General features: G+C 68.3%; 19 protein-coding genes, 1 pseudogene and 1 riboswitch. Of the genes and pseudogenes, 9 read left to right on the forward strand and 11 right to left on the reverse strand.

Annotated features, from left to right (window positions below):
- Positions 1 to 80: 80 nt before the first annotated feature.
- The gene (locus tag C1A30_RS30730; RefSeq protein ID WP_101952003.1) at positions 81 to 1,070 is read left to right on the forward strand and encodes an LLM class F420-dependent oxidoreductase; all 990 of its coding nucleotides are present in this window, start codon (positions 81 to 83) and stop codon (positions 1,068 to 1,070) included.
- 94 nt (positions 1,071 to 1,164) lie between these two features.
- Here the strand turns inward: C1A30_RS30730 and C1A30_RS30735 are convergent, their stop codons facing one another.
- Together C1A30_RS30735 and C1A30_RS30740 are read right to left on the reverse strand one after the other, a co-directional pair.
- Complete coding sequence (locus C1A30_RS30735; RefSeq protein WP_369974191.1) at positions 1,165 to 1,524, reverse strand: SgcJ/EcaC family oxidoreductase; 360 nt, start codon at positions 1,522 to 1,524, stop codon at positions 1,165 to 1,167.
- Entirely contained in the window at positions 1,511 to 2,224 is a 714-nt protein-coding gene (locus C1A30_RS30740; RefSeq protein ID WP_101953002.1) for an SDR family NAD(P)-dependent oxidoreductase, read from the reverse strand. Before C1A30_RS30740 ends, C1A30_RS30735 begins: the two co-directional genes overlap by 14 nt.
- Positions 2,225 to 2,343: 119 nt before the next feature.
- Here C1A30_RS30740 and C1A30_RS30745 point away from each other — a divergent pair, with 119 nt between their 5' ends.
- On the forward strand, positions 2,344 to 3,267 hold the full coding sequence (locus C1A30_RS30745) for a LysR family transcriptional regulator (RefSeq protein WP_101952005.1): 924 nt from the start codon (positions 2,344 to 2,346) through the stop codon (positions 3,265 to 3,267).
- On the opposite strand, the gene C1A30_RS30750 is transcribed toward C1A30_RS30745, so the two are convergent.
- Positions 3,182 to 4,363 carry a YbfB/YjiJ family MFS transporter gene (locus C1A30_RS30750; protein WP_101952006.1) on the reverse strand — a complete coding sequence of 394 codons (1,182 nt, stop codon included), beginning with the start codon at positions 4,361 to 4,363 and terminating at the stop codon, positions 3,182 to 3,184. The genes C1A30_RS30745 and C1A30_RS30750 overlap by 86 nt on opposite strands.
- Positions 4,364 to 4,653: 290 nt before the next feature.
- Between C1A30_RS30750 and C1A30_RS30755 the strand changes: the two genes are divergently transcribed.
- Positions 4,654 to 4,935, forward strand: a complete 282-nt coding sequence (locus tag C1A30_RS30755) for a hypothetical protein (protein ID WP_142392686.1) — start codon at positions 4,654 to 4,656, stop codon at positions 4,933 to 4,935.
- Positions 4,936 to 5,043: 108 nt separating this feature from the next.
- A complete protein-coding gene (locus tag C1A30_RS30760) occupies positions 5,044 to 5,388 on the forward strand; it encodes a LuxR family transcriptional regulator (protein ID WP_101953003.1) in 345 nt (114 codons plus the stop codon).
- On the opposite strand, the gene C1A30_RS30765 is transcribed toward C1A30_RS30760, so the two are convergent.
- From C1A30_RS30765 to C1A30_RS30780, 4 genes are all read right to left on the reverse strand, one after another.
- Positions 5,385 to 5,744 (reverse strand): VOC family protein, encoded by a 360-nt coding sequence (locus C1A30_RS30765; protein ID WP_101952008.1) that lies wholly within the window; start codon positions 5,742 to 5,744, stop codon positions 5,385 to 5,387. The two genes, C1A30_RS30760 and C1A30_RS30765, sit on opposite strands and share 4 nt — an antisense overlap.
- Positions 5,741 to 7,390 carry a DNA repair helicase XPB gene (locus C1A30_RS30770; RefSeq protein WP_101952009.1) on the reverse strand — a complete coding sequence of 550 codons (1,650 nt, stop codon included), beginning with the start codon at positions 7,388 to 7,390 and terminating at the stop codon, positions 5,741 to 5,743. Before C1A30_RS30770 ends, C1A30_RS30765 begins: the two co-directional genes overlap by 4 nt.
- Positions 7,391 to 7,492: 102 nt before the next feature.
- On the reverse strand, positions 7,493 to 8,935 hold the full coding sequence (locus C1A30_RS30775) for an alpha/beta hydrolase family protein (protein ID WP_235010275.1): 1,443 nt from the start codon (positions 8,933 to 8,935) through the stop codon (positions 7,493 to 7,495).
- A gap of 48 nt (positions 8,936 to 8,983) precedes the next feature.
- Positions 8,984 to 11,236: a helicase-associated domain-containing protein gene (locus C1A30_RS30780; protein ID WP_101952010.1), complete on the reverse strand. Its 2,253-nt coding sequence runs from the start codon at positions 11,234 to 11,236 to the stop codon at positions 8,984 to 8,986.
- Positions 11,237 to 11,295: 59 nt separating this feature from the next.
- Between C1A30_RS30780 and C1A30_RS30785 the strand changes: the two genes are divergently transcribed.
- The 4 genes from C1A30_RS30785 to C1A30_RS30800 are packed head-to-tail and all read left to right on the forward strand — an operon-like array spanning position 11,296 to position 12,873.
- Complete coding sequence (locus C1A30_RS30785) at positions 11,296 to 11,493, forward strand: hypothetical protein (RefSeq protein ID WP_101952011.1); 198 nt, start codon at positions 11,296 to 11,298, stop codon at positions 11,491 to 11,493.
- A gap of 53 nt (positions 11,494 to 11,546) precedes the next feature.
- Complete coding sequence (gene moaC, locus C1A30_RS30790) at positions 11,547 to 11,972, forward strand: cyclic pyranopterin monophosphate synthase MoaC (RefSeq protein ID WP_200828567.1); 426 nt, start codon at positions 11,547 to 11,549, stop codon at positions 11,970 to 11,972.
- The gene (locus C1A30_RS30795; protein WP_101953005.1) at positions 11,969 to 12,448 is read left to right on the forward strand and encodes a molybdenum cofactor biosynthesis protein B; all 480 of its coding nucleotides are present in this window, start codon (positions 11,969 to 11,971) and stop codon (positions 12,446 to 12,448) included. The genes moaC and C1A30_RS30795 overlap by 4 nt, the downstream gene beginning before the upstream one ends.
- Positions 12,445 to 12,873: a molybdenum cofactor biosynthesis protein MoaE gene (locus C1A30_RS30800; RefSeq protein ID WP_101952013.1), complete on the forward strand. Its 429-nt coding sequence runs from the start codon at positions 12,445 to 12,447 to the stop codon at positions 12,871 to 12,873. Before C1A30_RS30795 ends, C1A30_RS30800 begins: the two co-directional genes overlap by 4 nt.
- Before the next feature lie 165 nt (positions 12,874 to 13,038).
- Here the strand turns inward: C1A30_RS30800 and C1A30_RS30805 are convergent.
- From C1A30_RS30805 to C1A30_RS30820, 4 genes and pseudogenes are all read right to left on the reverse strand, one after another.
- Positions 13,039 to 13,536, reverse strand: a pseudogene (locus C1A30_RS30805) (transglycosylase family protein); the annotation flags it as partial.
- 9 nt (positions 13,537 to 13,545) lie between these two features.
- A riboswitch (cyclic di-AMP (ydaO/yuaA leader) is annotated at positions 13,546 to 13,720 on the reverse strand.
- 248 nt (positions 13,721 to 13,968) lie between these two features.
- Positions 13,969 to 14,223: a MoaD/ThiS family protein gene (locus tag C1A30_RS30810; protein ID WP_101952015.1), complete on the reverse strand. Its 255-nt coding sequence runs from the start codon at positions 14,221 to 14,223 to the stop codon at positions 13,969 to 13,971.
- A 1-nt stretch (position 14,224) separates the two neighbouring features.
- The gene (moaA, locus tag C1A30_RS30815; protein WP_101952016.1) at positions 14,225 to 15,277 is read right to left on the reverse strand and encodes a GTP 3',8-cyclase MoaA; all 1,053 of its coding nucleotides are present in this window, start codon (positions 15,275 to 15,277) and stop codon (positions 14,225 to 14,227) included.
- Positions 15,274 to 15,672: a YccF domain-containing protein gene (locus C1A30_RS30820; RefSeq protein WP_101952017.1), complete on the reverse strand. Its 399-nt coding sequence runs from the start codon at positions 15,670 to 15,672 to the stop codon at positions 15,274 to 15,276. The genes moaA and C1A30_RS30820 overlap by 4 nt, the downstream gene beginning before the upstream one ends.
- A 155-nt stretch (positions 15,673 to 15,827) precedes the next feature.
- Here C1A30_RS30820 and C1A30_RS30825 point away from each other — a divergent pair, with 155 nt between their 5' ends.
- Positions 15,828 to 16,238, forward strand: coding sequence for a cold-shock protein (locus tag C1A30_RS30825; protein ID WP_101952018.1), 411 nt, complete (start codon positions 15,828 to 15,830; stop codon positions 16,236 to 16,238).
- Positions 16,239 to 16,254 lie beyond the last annotated feature (16 nt).

Genomic DNA, 16,254 nt, shown 5'->3' on the forward strand with positions numbered 1-16,254 from the left:
ACTCAGCTGCTTATTTGACGTGGCCGTCAATCAGCATAGGGCCAGCGGGGTCCCAGGTGGCCGATTTAAAGTCGACTGTCATGCGCTTCGGACTCTTCATCCCGCAAGGCTGGCGGCTCGATCTCGTCGACATTCCGCCACAACAGCACTGGCCGGTGATGCGCGACCTCGCCGCCTACGCCGACGGCGGCGCGTGGGACTCGTTGTGGGTCTACGACCACTTCCACACGGTGCCGGTGCCGACGCACGAGGCCACCCATGAGGCGTGGTCGCTGATGTCGGCCTACGCGGCCTCCACGTCTCGGATCAAGCTCGGTCAGATGTGCACGGCGATGGGCTATCGCAATCCCGTCTATCTTGCGAAGGTGGCCGCCACGGCCGACATCATCTCCGGCGGCCGGGTGCAGATGGGCATCGGCGGCGGCTGGTATCAGCACGAGTGGGAGGCCTACGGCTACGGCTTCCCGTCCGCCGGCGTCCGGTTGGGCATGCTCGACGAGGGTGTGCAGATCATGCGCGACGCGTGGCGCAAGGGTGAAGTCACCTTCGACGGCAAGCATTACCAGGTCGCGGGCGCGATCGTGGAGCCAAAACCGTTGCAGGACGGCGGTCTTCCGCTGTGGATCGCGGGCGGCGGGGAGAAGGTGACGTTGCGCATCGCGGCCAAGTACGCGCAGTACACCAACTTCACCTGCGAGCCCGAGGGGTTCGCGCACAAGTCGCAGGTGCTGGCCGACCACTGTCGCGACGTCGGCACCGACTATGGCGCGATCGTGCGGTCGGCCAACTTCAACGCCGTGGTCGGCGAGTCGGAGGCCGAGGTCTCCGACCGGGTGGCCCGCGTGCGCGCCAGGTTGGTCTCCGTGGTGGACGAGGCCGCGGTCGACGCCATGTTCGGCACCGTGACCGCCCCGGAATCCGCCAGCGGAACTCCCGAGCAGATCGTCGAGAAGCTGACGCGGATGCGTGAACTCGGTTGCGAGTACGCGATATTGAACTTCCCTGAGGCTGCCTACGACCGTTCGGGCATCGAGTTGTTCGAGCGTGAGGTCATCCCCGCGCTGAGCTAGGTGCGGTGCGCCCTGACCCTGCGATCGTCGAAAGTGACGTTTCGCAGACGTCCACTCGAACTATGTCTGCAAAACGTATCTTTCGTGATTCGCGCTAGACGACCGGTGACACCTGGTAGTGCAGGATGCGCCAGCCGGCGTCCGTGCGTGTCACCAGCACGCCCAGATTCAGGCTCACCGTCGGCCGATCGGAGTACGAGAAGTCGGCGCGGACGTAGCCGAGCACCAGATCGTCTGCGGGTCTGCGTGTTTCCAGCACCCGGTAGCTGACCGTCATGTCGTGCGGCTGACTGTCGTAGTACGCGAAGACTCCGTCGGGTCCGACCGTGTGGGGGCGCAGCCCCTGGAAGATCGCGTCGTCGGTGAACACCGCTGCGACCCGGCGCGGTTCGTGCGCGTCGATGCCCGCCTGCCACTGGTCGAGGACACCGCGCAGAATCTCAATGTCCTGCACTTTGACCACCGTCCACATGCAGGACCTCACCGGTGACGAACGGTGCGTTCTCCAGATAGAGGACCGCGTCGACGACATCGTCGATCTCACCCAGCCTGCCGACGGGGTGCAGCTTGGCCAGCGCATCGTATGACGCCGGATCGTGCATCGGGGTGCGGATGATGCCGAGTGCCACTGCGTTGGAACGGATCCCGCGGTCGGCGTACTCGACGGCGAGCGCCTTGGTGACCGCGTTCAGGCCACCCTTGGTCAGCGACGCCAACGCCGACGGCACCTGGGAGTTGGCGTGGTCGACCAGACTGGTCGAGATGTTGACGACGTGACCGCCGCCTTCCCGCGACAGCATCGCCGCGACCGCCGCGCGGGACACCTCGAAAAATCCACGCAGGTTGACGCCGGTGACCGCGTCGTAGTCCTCGTCGGTGTACTCGGTGAAAGGCTTCGGAATGAAGATGCCCGCGTTGTTGACCACGGTGTCGACCCGGCCGAACCGCTCCATCGCCGCCGCCACGATCCGCTGCCCGACCCCGGGTTGCCCGATGTCGCCGGGCACCGTCAGGACCATCGGGTCGTCGCTCTCGCCGATCGACCGGGAATTGGCCACCACCGCGTAGCCGAGTTTGCGATAGCCCGCCACCAGGTGTTCGCCGATGCCCTGGGAAGCGCCGGTGATGATGGCGACGCGTTGTGGGTTGGTCATTTCTTCGATCCCTTCGTCGTTTGGATGCACGCTGCAACGCAAGTGCCGGCCGCCTCGATTGCCCGCGGGTGCGACCGGTTAGCTCTCTGGTGAGAGGGATCGCCTACTACGCTTGCCGCGTGGAGCTGCGTCAACTCCGCTATTTCGTGACCGTCGCCGAGGAGCTGAACTTCGGCCGCGCGGCCGAGCGGTTGCACATTGCGGGCCCCTCGCTGTCTCAGCAGATCAAGGCTCTGGAGCGGGATCTGAAGGTCAGCCTGTTCGACCGGGACCGCCGCTCGGTCGCCCTGACACCGAGCGGGTCAGCCCTGCTGCCGCATGCTCGGGCGCTGGTGGAGCAGGCCGACGATCTCCGCAGGCGGGCGGCGGGCTTGACGGCCTCCGAACCGGTACGCATCGGGTATGTGAATTGGTGTCCGACCGACTGGGCCGAACGGGCCGCCGGGGTGGCGCAACTGCGCGTCGACACCTGGGTGATGCCGTCGCACGCCCAGGCCGCTCGGGTCGCCGACGGCAGCCTCGACCTGGCGATCTGCTGGGTCCAGACAACGGATCTCGCGTCGCTGTCCCTCAACGCGCATTTGATCGGGGTGGACCGGCTGTACGCGTTGAGCGTCGGCTCGGACACCTCCGCGGTCGACGCGAAAGACACCGTGGTGCTGTTGGACGCCGACGAGGCCAGTTGGTCGTCGTGGAACCGCTACGCCGAGCAGTTCGCGGCCGACACGGGAGCCAGGGCGCTCCGCGTCGACGACGGCGGAGTCACGGGGCAGGAGTTTTTCGAGCACATCCGGCGGTTGCGCAGGCCGGTGCTGAACAACCCCAAAGGTCAGGACGTGCCAGCGCCTACCGGACTGGTGCGGCGACCGGTCGTCAACCCCGCACCGCTGTGGACGTGGTCGCTGGTGTGGCGCAGCGACGACGACAACCCCGCGGTGCGCGCCGTTATCGCCGAATTCACCCGCGACGCACCAGCACTCGACGTTCGGGGGGCGTGGCTGCCTGCCGCGGATCCGCATCGGCCGACGGGAACCCGAATCTGAGCAGTCCCGCGACCGTCGCCGATGCCAGCACGACCGCCGCCGCGACCAGCAGCGCATGTGAAAAACCGTGGTGCAGAAGCGGTGTCACCGCGATCGGGCCGACGATCTGGCCGACGGAGTAACCACTTGTCAGCAACGCCACCGCGCCGGGGAAGCCGAGCAGCCGACCGGCCGCCAAGGCCATCGTGCTGACCCCGATGAAGGTGGCTCCGAATAGGACCGCCCCGACGAGCGCCGCGACGGGTCCGGAAGCCACGGCTGGCAGCGCGATTCCGAACGCCTGCAGCAGCAGCGCGCCGACGAGCAGGGTCGGATGCGACCACCGCGCGCACAGCCATGCCCACAGCGCGGCCGACGGAACCGCGGCCAGGCCGACGAATATCCAGGCGCCGTTGCCGAGCCAGCCGGTCGACGTCTGCCTGATGGCGGCGACCAGGAACGTTCCCGCGATGATGTAGCCGATGCCCTCCAGGGTGTAGCTGGCGAACAGCAGGGCGAACCATCGGTTTGCGCGGCGCCTCGGCGGTGACGGCGAGGCGGCGGCAGTGGTGGTGGATCGACCGCGCATCGTCCACGCGCAGGCGCTCAGCACGGCGGCCAACGCCGCCGAGGTCCACCACGCGCCTTGCCATCCGCCCCCGGCGGGCATCGCCAGTACCAGTGCACCCGATAGCGCGATGCCAAGACCGACGCCGCCGAAACCCCAGCCAGGCAGGTGCGGCGGCAGGTGTTCCATCATCGAGTTGACGGCGATGACGAACACCACCGCGCTGGCGATGCCGGCAACGGTACGCAGGACCAGCCACCCGATCATGTTGGGCCACAGGGGCATTGCGGCCAAACTGAGCACCAGGACAACCAGCGACGTTCGCCACGCGACCGCCGAGCGCGCCAACCGCGGTGATGCTGTGCCCGCCAGCGCGCCTGCGAGATAGCCTACGTAGTTCGCGGTGGCCAGCGCGCCCGCGGCTTTCGGACTGAGCGCGGTCTGTGCCGTCATCAAGGGCAGGATCGGGGTGTAGGCGAAGCGGCCGATGCCCATGGCGGCGCCCAACCCGGCGGCGCTTCTTCCGACGTGGGCCCAGTGCACATGCATTGCTCAAGGGTGCTTCGGAACGGGGTCCACGGCCACGACCGAATAGCTTTCAGCTGGGAGGCGTTACCTCATGTGAGGGCCCGCACAGCTTCCTCCAGATCACCTGAGTCGATTACATACCGTATGCAATCCGTGCTACCTGTAAACGTGAATGGAAAGTAACTGTGTGCTACCGGAACTTGACGACCCGGTGAACCTGTGGGGTCGCTGACGTTTCCTTACTTGTAGAGGATCTGTGGGTGCTATCGATTACACGCGATGTTGCTGTCGAACCCCACCTTGCGGTGCGGGTGCCCCGGCCCCGTGTCGTCCATCCGCGTCCGGAGGCATGGACGCGTCCGGCGCATCCCGCCGACATTGCCCAAGCCCGGCTGTTCGACGCTGTCCTACTAGGCGAAATAGCCGAGTTGGAAGAGCTTGCCGCGTCGATGGAGAAGCGTTGGTTGCGGCGATGTGAGCGTGGCATCGACGACATCAACAGGCCCCCGGAGAACCTGGCCCGCATGCGCGGCCGGGTCGCCGAAGCACAGCAATTACTCGACGCATTGCGGGACCGGTTTCCGACGGAGTGAGGGCGCTGTGGCTGCTCGACGGAGATCCGCTCACGGTGATCGCAATCGACGGCCGTCCACCAGGTCTGGGTCTTGCCTGTGCAGTCACTGACGACAATTGTGTTGGTGATGAACAAGGTTTCGCTTACTGCATTGGCGCGGGAGCAACTACAAGCGGCCCGCTCGGTGAGCAGCGGACGCAGCGCGCACACGGTCTACGGCGGTCACGAGCATTCGCTGCGGCAGACGCTGATCGCGCTGACGGCAGGCAGTGAGATGGACGAGCACGAGAGTCCAGGCGAGGCAACGCTGCAGGTGCTCGTCGGCAGAGTGCGGCTGACCAACGCGGAAGTGCACTGGGAGGGCACGGTCGGCGATCACCTCGTCGTGCCGCGGTCCCGGCACGGCCTAGCTGCGCTCGAAGACTCCGCCGTGTTTCTGACTGTCGCGAAAGCCGTTGGGCCGCATGTCTAGCGGTGGCTCAGCACGTTGACGATGTTGCCCGACGGGTCGGCGAAGAAGAACCTGCGCACGCCCCACTCCTCGTCGCTGAGCGGATGTACGATGTTCAGTCCCGCCTCGACCGCGGCCTGATGCGCCGCGTCGACGTCGTCGACTTCGATCGAGACGTCCGGATTGACCGGCGCCGTCTTGTCTTTGGTCATCAGGCTGACCTGGTGGCGAAGGTCGTCCGAATCGTCCGGGCCGGCGAGCGTGACGATCCAGCCGTGGTTCATCACCTCGCGCAGGCCCAGCACCGAGATGTACGCGTCGCGGGTGGCCTCGACGTCCGGCACCGTCAGCACCGGCATCACTCGGCGGACGGTCATAGCGCAGGCCCCAGCAGGTCGTCGGCGTCCTTGATGACGTAGCCGTAGCCCTGTTCGGCGAGGAACCGCTGTCGGTGGGCGGCGTATTCGGCGTCCAGGCTGTCGCGGGAGACCACCGAATAGAACATCGCCCCGCCGCCGTCATGCTTGGGGCGCAGCAGCCTGCCCAGCCGCTGCGCCTCTTCCTGACGCGATCCGAAGGTGCCCGAAACTTGAACCGCGACAGAGGCTTCCGGTAGGTCGATGGAGAAGTTGGCCACCTTGGAAACCACCAGGGTGGAGATCTCGCCGTTGCGGAAGGAGTCGAAGAGCGCCTCCCGCTCGGCGGTCTTCGTCGAGCCCTGGATCACCGGCGCGTCGAGTTCGGCGCCCAACTCGTCGAGTTGGTCGAGGTAGGCGCCGATCACCAGCGTCTGCTCGCCCTTGTGTTTCTCCAGGATCGACTTCACCACCGCGATCTTGGTGTGCACCGTCGAGCACAGCTTGTACCGCTCGTCGGGTTCGGCGGTGGCGTAGAGCATCCGCTCGTTGTCGGTCATGGTCACCCGCACCTCGACGCATTCGGCGGGCGCGATCCAGCCCTGCGCCTCGATGTCTTTCCATGGCGCGTCGTAGCGCTTGGGCCCGATCAGGCTGAACACATCGCCCTCGCGGCCGTCCTCCCGGATCAGCGTGGCGGTCAGCCCGAGCCGCCGCCGCGACTGCAGGTCGGCCGTCATCCGGAACACCGGCGCGGGCAGCAGGTGCACCTCGTCGTAGATGATCAGGCCCCAGTCGCGGCTGTCGAACAACTCGAGGTGGCGGTATTCGCCCTTGGTGCGGCGGGTGATCACCTGGTACGTGGCGATGGTGACCGGCCGGATCTCCTTTTTCTCGCCGGAGTATTCGCCGATCTCGTCCTCGGTCAGCGACGTCCGGTTGATCAGCTCACGTTTCCACTGCCTACCCGCGACGGTGTTGGTCACCAGGATCAGCGTCGTCGCCGACGCCTTGGCCATGGCCGCCGCGCCGACGAGCGTCTTGCCCGCACCGCACGGCAGCACCACCACACCTGAGCCGCCCTCCCAGAACGAATCCGTGGCCATCTGCTGGTAGTCGCGCAGCTGCCAGTCCGCCTGATCCAGCGCGATCGGGTGCTTCTCGCCATCGACGTAGCCTGCCAAATCCTCTGCAGGCCAACCGATTTTGAGCAGCATCTGCTTGACGCGACCGCGCTCGCTGTTGTGCACGATCACGGTGTCGTCGTCGATGCGGGCACCGAGCATCGGCGCGATCTTCTTGTTGCGCAGCACCTCCTCGAGCACCGCGCGGTCGAAGCTGACCAACGTCAGCCCGTGCGCCGGATGCTTCACCAACTGCAGCCGCCCGTAGCGGGCCATGGTGTCGACGATGTCGACGAGCAGCGGTTGCGGCACCGCGTAGCGGGAGAAGCTGACCAATGCGTCGACGACCTGTTCGGCGTCGTGGCCCGCGGCGCGCGCGTTCCACAGCGCCAAGGGGGTGATGCGGTAGGTGTGCACGTGCTCGGGCGCGCGCTCCAGTTCGGCGAACGGGGCGATCGCCGCGCGCGCCGCGCCTGCCAACGCGTGGTCGACTTCGAGCAGCACCGTCTTGTCGGACTGCACGATCAGGGGGCCGTCGGTCATGCGCGATCCGCTCCCCCTGCGCTGCGCGCGGGAGGTGCCCCCAGCGCTTCTCGCTTGAAGGTCATTTTGTCCATTATCCAGAGCCGACGGACACCCCTGCGTTCAGCGGGTCGCGGCCTGCGGTGGAGCGCCTGCCGGACTGCCCTGACCGGGCAGCGGGATCTTCGGCACGTCGGGCGTGTTGATCTGGCCTGCCAGCCACGGCAGCGCCGTGGTGAACACGTCCGCCGCCAACGGCCAGTCGTGGCGGCCAGGGTGCGGGACGACCGCACACGTGATGCCGTTCGCGCGGCCGAGGTTGCACAGCGAGTTGGCGGCCTCGGTCTGGTCCGTCGGCATCCCGGCGGCGTCCTGGCCGCCGAGTCCCGTTCCGGTCATCTTGGGGAAACCGTCCTTGTGCTGCGGAGGCGCGTCCGAGGAGATCGCGAACCAGCCCGACACACCGTGGTACGGCCCGTGCTTGTTGATCACCGTGGTCGGGTCGAAGGTGGCCCACGCCGCGGCGTTCCCGCCGTAGATCCGGGCGATGGTCTGCTCCTTGGTGCCCGCGTTGGGGCCGGTGTCACCGGCGATGTCGACGAACGCGCTGAACAGCTCGGGATGCATCACGGTCAGGTCGACAGCGCACGTCCCGCCCATCGACCAGCCGACGATGCCCCAGTTGGCGGGATTCGTAGAGACGCCGAACGTCGATGTCACGTAGGGCACGACGTCCTTGGTCAGGTGATCGGCCACGTTGCCGCGCGGCCCGTTCACGCATTCGGTGTCGTTGTTGAACGAACCGCCCACGTCGACGAAGACGAACACCGGCGCGTTGCCGTTGTGGTCCGCTGCGAACTTGTCGATGGGCGTGATCGCGTCGCCGGTGCGCGGCCAGTCCGACGGCGTGTTGAACTCACCGGCGATCATCATCACCACGGGTAGCTTGGGTGCGTTCGCGGCGAACCAGGCGGGCGGCAGGTACACCAGTTCGGTCCTGTGCTTGAAGCCCGACGCGTCGGAGGGGATGGTCACCGGGACCAGCGCCCCGTGCGACGGCGCCCCCTTGCCGCGCATCGCCATCACGGTGTTCATATCGGTCTCGTCGGGCAACGGGCCCGCGGTCAGTTCGTTCCACGCCGCCTGCACGGTGCGGAAGTAGCCGACCCACAGGTTCAGCGACACGCCCGCGCTCAGCAGGCACAGCAGCACCGCCATCAGCGACACCCCGCGCCGCCACCACTGGGTGCCGCGCCAGCCCAGCACCGCGACCGCCAACGCCAGGCCCGTCAACCCGACCCAGATCCACAGCGACGACGGGGCGGGGTCGCCCGCGAGGCCCTCGGAGTCGATGTACCAGTGCGCCCATGCCGCCAGAATCAGACCCACGGCGACCGCCACCGGCAGCCACACCAGCCGCCACCGCCGTGACCGCCACCCGACGGCCGCCACCAGGGCCACCGCCGCGACGGCCCAGATCGTCAGTGGTAGCCACCCGTGCAGCAGTGAAACCCCGCCGCGGTATCCGCCGACAGCCTGCGCAGCCGCGTCCAACGTCGTTGTCACACAGACATGTTCACCAACGCGTCTGTGAAGTCGCTGTGCCGACGCTAACTATCCGGCATCGGCGGCGACCACCGAGGTGACCCGGTGGATCGCGAACTCGCGCACCCGGCCAGACGCCGGATCGTAGGCCGTCAGCTGCCCGCCGCGGACGTTGATCGGCGCCACCACCCGCTGGGTCGCCACCCCTGCCGGGTCGACGTAGCCGATCACCACCGAGGCCTGGTGGTGGGCGGCCTCCTGCAGTTGTGAGATCGCGACGGCGGGGTCGAGGCGCATGTTGTCGAACGACGCGGACGCCACCTTGCGCAACACCGCGACGATGGCGCCGAGCGTCTGGCTGGTGGGCGTCGGCGGGCGGTAGCTGCGCCGCCGCCCCGGTGGCGCGGGCACCCTCGCGCCGCGCGCTCGGATGTCGACGATGGTGCCGGTGGAGTCCTCGGCCGCGGGCGCGAAGCCCGCCTCCCGCAACCCGGCGAGCACATCCGAGATCGGCGCCTGCGACACCGCGACGGTCGGGGCGAGCAGCCGCATCTCCAGTTGGTCGACGGCGGGCGCCGCGACAGCCTGCGCCAGCAGCGCAGGGTCCTCACACCGCACGAACGACTGCGCCATGCCGACGCGCAGCTGCCCGTGCCGACGCGCGACGTCGTCGATCAGGTAGGTAAGGCCTTGCGGCACAGGGGTTTTCGAATGCTTGCTGAACAGCGCGTGCAACTCGCTTGCGGTGCGGCCGGTGTCGAGGGCGCGCCGGATCGACGCCTCGCTGATGCGGTACACCATCGCCGCGCCCGCGGATTCCACCGTCGCCACCGACGCCAGTTGTTCGGCCAGGTCGCGCTGTAGCGGTCCCGGCACGATGACCGTCAGATCGGCCTGCAGCAGGAAGTGGTCGATGGGCGCGGGCAGCACCTTGTCCATCGCCGCGACGACGGCGTCGGCCGATTCGTCGGCGAGCATCCTGCGCGCGGGCGAGGCGATGGCGCCGCGGCCCACCAGACCCACCGCATGTGCCTCGGTCAACAGGTGGCCGACGGGATCGGGTTGCAGTCGCGCCGCCCACCGGGGCCGCCGCCACGTCATCGCGCGCGACGCGGAGGCAGCGTCGACGCCCGACCCGGCGGGCAGGTCGGCCAGCACGTCGAGCAGCAATCGGCGGTCCAGGGGTGCCGCCGTCGAGAACAGCGAATCCGAAAGCGCGGCATAGGGTTTGCCGTCGGGGCCGCGGCTGCCGACCAGGCTGGGCCGTCCCGGCAGCTCCAGCCACGTGGTGGCCAGCAGATGCCACTTGGCGGCGGTCGGCGACTCGACGAACCGGTCGGCCGCCACCGTCGGCGCCCAGTACGGCCCGAGGCCGCCGTCGTGCGGATCCGGTTCGGGCATACCCGCCGCGATCAGCTTCGCCGCCGCCGACACCTCCAGGATGAGCCCCAGTCGAGTCTCGTCAATGCCGGTGATCTTGGTCAGCCGTTTGACGTCGCGGACCCCCAGTCCGCCGCTGCGCAGCTCGGGAACCGGTGTGGCGCCGAGGGTTTCGAGTACCAGCTCGACCTCGCGCAGCAGGTCGAGCACCGCGCCCGCGGCCACCGCGTCGACGTCGGCGGCGGTGGTGGTCGACACCGTCGGATCGGGTTGCACCAGATACACCGGGCCTGGTTGCTCGCCGCGCATCACCTGACCGACCAGCCGCGGCAGGATCACGGTCTCGTCGTCGACCTGACGCAGCAGCCCGGCGGCCAGCAGGCGCTGCACCGGGCGGTCCGCCGGGGTGCCGGGGGCGGCGTCGCGGGTGCGGCCCATCGGCGAACCCTCCAGCAGGCGCTGCAGCAATTCGCGGGCGGGACCGTCGAGCGATTCGAGTCGGGCGGCGATGTCGGTCTGCTCGGTGTCCTCGAGGGTGGCCTGGCCGGGATGCCACGGCAGCCCGGACGCGGCCTCCGCCACCACCCGCACAGTCGTGTCGCCCCACACGAGCGCCCGCTCGCGGAGGTCGTCGAGCGCGGCGGTGACGGCGGCCTCGGGCGCGCGGTCCCCGACCAGCGCGAGCAGTTTGGCCAGCGGCACGGCCGCGGTGTCGGCGTGCAGCACCAGCAGCCCGTCGAGCAGCGCCAGGTGCAGGAAATCCAGCCCGTCGGTGGCGGCCTTGACCGACTGGCGAGCCTGGGCGCGCGCCGCCAGCGCGGCGATGGTGCCTGGCGGCGGTTGGGTCAGGTCGGGCCGCAGCTCCAGCAGCCGGATCAGCCGCTCATCGTCAAGCTCGGCCAGCCAGGCGCCCAGCGGGACGCCCGGAGAACTTTCGGTCATCGCTGACCAGCGTAAAGCAGCTGGCCGGTGTCGCCACCGGCCGCTGCGCCTGCCACAATGTGCACGTGGCTGACAACAAAGGCAAGAACCGATACGTCGACCCGGGCTGGCCCGCTCTCGACGGCGATGACGATCACGCGGTCAGCGAGCTGGCCACTGACCGCACAGGTGCGCTGTCGCCATTCGGTGAGCTGGTGTTTCCCCAGCCGGCCGACGAACTGCCGTACGTCCATCCCGTCACCGTCGTCAACAGGTAGCGGTGGACCAAGCGCGTCGGCTGTCGCATCTGGACGAATCCGGTGCGGCGCACATGGTCGATGTCACGGGCAAGGACGCCACCAAACGCATCGCGGTCGCCGCGGGAACCTTCCACACCACCGCTGAGGTGGTCGCGCTGATCGCCTCCGGCGGCCTGCCCAAGGGCGACGCGTTGGCCACCGCGCGGGTCGCGGGCATCATGGCCGCCAAGCGCACCAGCGACCTCATCCCGCTGTGCCATCCGCTGGCGCTCACCGGGGTCGACGTCGACTTCGAGATCGGCGACGACCGCATCGTCATCACCGCCACGGTGCGCACCACCGACCGCACCGGCGTCGAGATGGAGGCGATGACCGCGGTGAGCGTCGCCGGGTTGACGCTCTACGACATGATCAAGGCCGTCGACCCCGCCGCCCGCATCGACGACGTCCGCGTGCTGCGCAAAGAGGGCGGCAAAACCGGGCTGTGGACGAGATGACGCGGTCCGGCCGGGTGGTGATCGCGTCCACCCGCGCGGCGGCGGGGGTGTACGAGGACCGCACCGGCCCGGTGATCGTCGACTGGCTCAACGCGCAGGGCATCACCACGCCGGCGCCGGTCGTGGTGGCGGACGGACCCGACGTCGGCACCGCGCTGTCGGCGGCGATCGGCGAGAACGTCGACGTGATCATCACGTCCGGCGGTACCGGGATCTCGCCGACGGATCGCACGGCCGACATCACCGCGGGCCTGCTCGACTACCAGATCCCCGGACTGGCCGACGCGATCCGGCGGTCCGGGCTGCCGCACGTGCCGACGTCGGTGCTCTCCCGCGGCGTGTGCGGCGTGCGGGGCCGCACGCTGATCGTCAACCTGCCCGGCTCGACGGGCGGCGTCAAAGACGGCCTCGGCGTGCTCGACGCCGTGCTCACCCACGCCCTCGATCAACTCAGCGGTAAGGACCACACCCGATGACCGCCGTCGTGCTGCGCGTCGAACTCACCGACCACCCCATCGAACTGTCGGACTACGAAGCGTTGGTGGCGCACGAATCTGCCGGAGCCGTCGTGGGATTCGCGGGCGTGGTGCGCGATCACGACGGCGGACGCAACGTCACGCGGTTGGAGTACTCGGCACACCCGACGGCGCAACAGACCCTCGAGGAGGTGGCCGCCGAGATCGCGGCCGACGCCACCGGCGTGCGCGCCATCGCGGTCAGTCACCGCGTCGGCACTCTGCAGATCGGCGACGCGGCGTTGGTCGCCGCGGTCGCCGCGGACCACCGGGCAGCCGCATTCGACACCTGCGCACGACTGGTCGACACCGTCAAGGCGCGACTACCGGTGTGGAAACACCAGTTCTTCGCCGACGGCTCCGACGAGTGGGTGAACTCCGCCTGACCCGTTAGGCCGGCGGCAGGACCGGCGCCGGCCTGACGGACCAGGCGGTGTTCACCCACTCGTCGGCCCCGTCCGCGACGGCCCGCCGTTGCCACCCCGGTACGCGCCCCCCGTCGGTGCCGCCCAGGCCTGCGCAGACGGCGTATGTGTCTCCCCGGTGCGCCGCGGAGCCGACAGCGCGTCGATCGGCGCGGCATCCGGCGGCGGCGGGGGAGCGAGCGGGTCGACCGGCGGCGGGGGCAGTTCGCCGTTCACGTCGGGATTGTCGAGAGGCTGCGGTTCGACGACGTTACGCGGTGTGGCGCCGGAAAGGCCGCGGCCGCAGACCGGCCACGCGCCCTTGCCCTGGGTGGCGAGCACACGCTCGGCAACCGCGATCTGCTCTTCCTTGGTGGCCATGTGAGCGGCAGGAGCGTACTGCCCGCCGCCGTGCGACGACCACGTGCTCGGCGAGAACTGCAACCCGCCCTGATAGCCGTTGCCGGTGTTGATCGCCCAGTTGTTACCCGATTCGCACTTGGCGACCTGGTCCCATTCGCCGTCGGTCGCGGCGTTGGCATGCCCGGCGAGGGCGAGGCTTCCGCTTCCGATCACGGCGCCGGTGAAGGCGATCTTCGCGACATTTACTGCCGATGTAGTGGGCTTGCGGTGCCGTCCACTCATAGGTGCGCTAGGTCCTCTCTTATGCACGCCTACGAGGTCAGCTGTCGGGTTCGGGCTGGAGAGGTTGCCCGGCCGTGTCAGACACGGCTTCACCCCAAGGGGCCGCAAGCGGCTCCTGGTCCTTGTGTTCGGCGGACCGGTTGGGTCCCCCGCCTCCATCCAGGTTGTTCGTCGTCGTCCCGTGTCCCAACGGATGGAGCTCGGCGTAGCTGGGCACGGCGGGCCAAACGATTAGGGTCGATGGCTTGGGACGCAACGCTAACGGGTCGCGTAGGTCACGTCACCTTTTGCCGAACTCGGCGATTCGGGTCCAGGCAAATCTTAAAAGGGCTCTAAATGCCCAAGACGCCAAGCTGTTTCCGCAGGAACACTTTCACAGGTAACGATTCGTGGTCATCTTGTGACCATTCCGTGATGTGATGCAAATCACGCTTATCCACCTGCGAACGGGGGAAGAACATCGACGGTCTGGGTGTCGCTCAACGTCAAGCCCAAGTCCCGCACCGCAATTCCGTCGCAGAGGTATGAGCATCGGCTCAACACTTTCGCCAGTGCGGGGTCCCGGTCGCCCAGTGTCTGCACCAGCGAAGCGACTGTCGTTCCGGGCGCGACGGCGATGATCTCGTCGTCGAGGCCTGCAGCCGCGCGTGCGGCGGCGAAGTAGCGCACGGTCACCTTCACCGACACGTCAGCCGCCGATCGCGCTCATCGGGCGGTCCGGTTGCACGAAGTCCGGGTCGTTGATGCCGTGGCCCGCCGCCTTGATCCACATGGTGGCGCGCCAGGCGGCCGCCAGTGCGTCGTCGTCGGCGCCCGCCCGGATCAGGCGGCGCAGATCGGTCTCGTGGCGAGAGAACAGACAGTTGCGGATCTGACCGTCGGCGGTGAGCCGGGTGCGGTCGCACGCGGCACAGAAGGCATGCGAGACCGAGGCGATGATGCCGACCTTGCCCCGCCCGGCGTCGACGTCCCACAGTTCGGCGGGTGCCGAACCCCGCGGCGCCCGGTCGGGCTGCAGATCGAAGTGTTCGCGCAGGGCGGCCAGCACGTCGTCGGCGGCGATGGCCCGGCCGCGTTGCCACTCGTGGCCGGCATCCAGCGGCATCTGTTCGATGATGCGCAGCTGGTATCCGTGCTCGAGGCAGAACCGCAGCAGCGCGACAGCGTCGTCGAGCCCGGTGACCGGATCCAGCACCGCGTTGACCTTGACCGGGTCCAGCCCGGCGGCCTTCGCGGCCGCGAGCCCACGCAGGACGTCGGGCAAGCGGTCGCGGCGGGTGATGCGGGCGAACCGTTCGGCGTCGACGGTGTCGAGGGAGACGTTGATCCGGTCCAGCCCGGCCTCTTTCAGTGCGGCGGCCCGCTTGTCGAGCCCGATTCCGTTGGTGGTCAACGTGATTTCCGGCCGGGGCCGCAACGACGCGGTGGCCGCGACGACCTCCTCGAGGTGTTTGGCCACCAACGGTTCACCGCCGGTGAAGCGGACGCTGGTGATGCCGAGCCGGGTGACCGCGATGCGCAGCAGCCGCGCCAACTCGTCGGTGCGCAGCAGTTGCTCGCCAGGAAGCCAGTTCAGGCCCTCAGCGGGCATGCAGTACGTGCACCGCAGGTTGCAGCGATCGGTCAGTGACACCCGCAGGTCGGTGGCGACGCGGCCGTACGTGTCGACCATCGGACCGTCGATGGGCATCCCCTGCACGGGGCGCTGCACCGAAGGGACGCCGAGTTCGGTGATGGTCATGCGGCGGCTCGCACCAGTTGGCTGTCGACGGGCACGATCTCCTTGCCCAGCGGCAGGAGGGACACCGGGATGAGCTTGAGGTTAGCCAGCGCCAGCGGGATGCCGATGATGGTCACGGCCATCGCGATGGCAGTGAGCACGTGGCCGATGGCCAGCCAGATGCCGAACAAGATGACCCAGATGATGTTGCCGATCAGCGCGCCCGGCCGCGTCCCCGGCTTGTCGACGATGGTGCGGCCGAACGGCCACAGCGCATACGACGCGATCCGCAGCGCGGCGAAGCCGAACGGAATGGTGATGATCAGGACGAAGCAGATGATGGCGGCCAGCAGATAGCCAAGCGCCAGCCACAGGCCGCCGAACAGCAGCCAAATAATGTTCAGAAGCAGGCGCATCTTCCCTCCAGCGGTTGTTCAAGCCTACCGATATAAGGGGGTGCTGGCGGCTGTGGCCTCCGAGTAGGATCACCTGAACGCGTCCCGGCGCAGGCGGGACGCGTTCCTTATGTAGTTATGTAGTCAGTTCCTCCAGAGACAAGCGGGTGAGACCAGTGCCGACCGGCAGGGTTAAGTGGTACGACGCCGAGAAGGGCTTCGGCTTTCTGTCGCAGGAAGACGGCGAGGACGTCTACGTTCGGTCCTCCGCGCTGCCCGCCGGTGTCGAGGGTTTGAAGGCGGGGCAACGCGTCGAGTTCGGTGTGGCCGCCGGGCGTCGCGGCCCGCAGGCGTTGAGCCTGAAGCTGATCGACCCTCCGCCGAGCCTGACACGGACCCGCCGCGAGGCAGCGGCCGCCGAGCACAAGCACAGTCCCGACGAACTGCACGGCATGGTCGAGGACATGATCACGCTGCTCGAGAACACCGTGCAGCCCGAGTTGCGCAAGGGCCGCTATCCCGACCGCAAGGTCGCGCGCCGGGTGTCGGAAGTGGTGCGGGCGGTCGCCCGCGAACTCGACGCGTAGCGATCTCGTCGACTGG

It is taken from the genome of Mycobacterium sp. 3519A (assembly GCF_900240945.1).
Lineage (GTDB): Bacteria > Actinomycetota > Actinomycetes > Mycobacteriales > Mycobacteriaceae > Mycobacterium.

Excerpts from the sequence above, each read along its gene's own strand:
- C1A30_RS30730 (WP_101952003.1), top strand. The coding sequence starts at position 81 with ATGCGCTTCGGACTCTTCATCCCGCAAGGCTGGCGGCTCGATCTCGTC.
- C1A30_RS30740 (WP_101953002.1), bottom strand. The coding sequence starts at position 2,224 with ATGACCAACCCACAACGCGTCGCCATCATCACCGGCGCTTCCCAGGGC.
- C1A30_RS30750 (WP_101952006.1), bottom strand. The coding sequence starts at position 4,363 with ATGCATGTGCACTGGGCCCACGTCGGAAGAAGCGCCGCCGGGTTGGGC.
- C1A30_RS30760 (WP_101953003.1), top strand. The coding sequence starts at position 5,044 with ATGAACAAGGTTTCGCTTACTGCATTGGCGCGGGAGCAACTACAAGCG.
- C1A30_RS30765 (WP_101952008.1), bottom strand. The coding sequence starts at position 5,744 with ATGACCGTCCGCCGAGTGATGCCGGTGCTGACGGTGCCGGACGTCGAG.
- C1A30_RS30770 (WP_101952009.1), bottom strand. The coding sequence starts at position 7,390 with ATGACCGACGGCCCCCTGATCGTGCAGTCCGACAAGACGGTGCTGCTC.
- C1A30_RS30780 (WP_101952010.1), bottom strand. The coding sequence starts at position 11,236 with ATGACCGAAAGTTCTCCGGGCGTCCCGCTGGGCGCCTGGCTGGCCGAG.
- moaC (WP_200828567.1), top strand. The coding sequence starts at position 11,547 with ATGGTCGATGTCACGGGCAAGGACGCCACCAAACGCATCGCGGTCGCC.
- C1A30_RS30795 (WP_101953005.1), top strand. The coding sequence starts at position 11,969 with ATGACGCGGTCCGGCCGGGTGGTGATCGCGTCCACCCGCGCGGCGGCG.
- C1A30_RS30800 (WP_101952013.1), top strand. The coding sequence starts at position 12,445 with ATGACCGCCGTCGTGCTGCGCGTCGAACTCACCGACCACCCCATCGAA.
- moaA (WP_101952016.1), bottom strand. The coding sequence starts at position 15,277 with ATGACCATCACCGAACTCGGCGTCCCTTCGGTGCAGCGCCCCGTGCAG.
- C1A30_RS30820 (WP_101952017.1), bottom strand. The coding sequence starts at position 15,672 with ATGCGCCTGCTTCTGAACATTATTTGGCTGCTGTTCGGCGGCCTGTGG.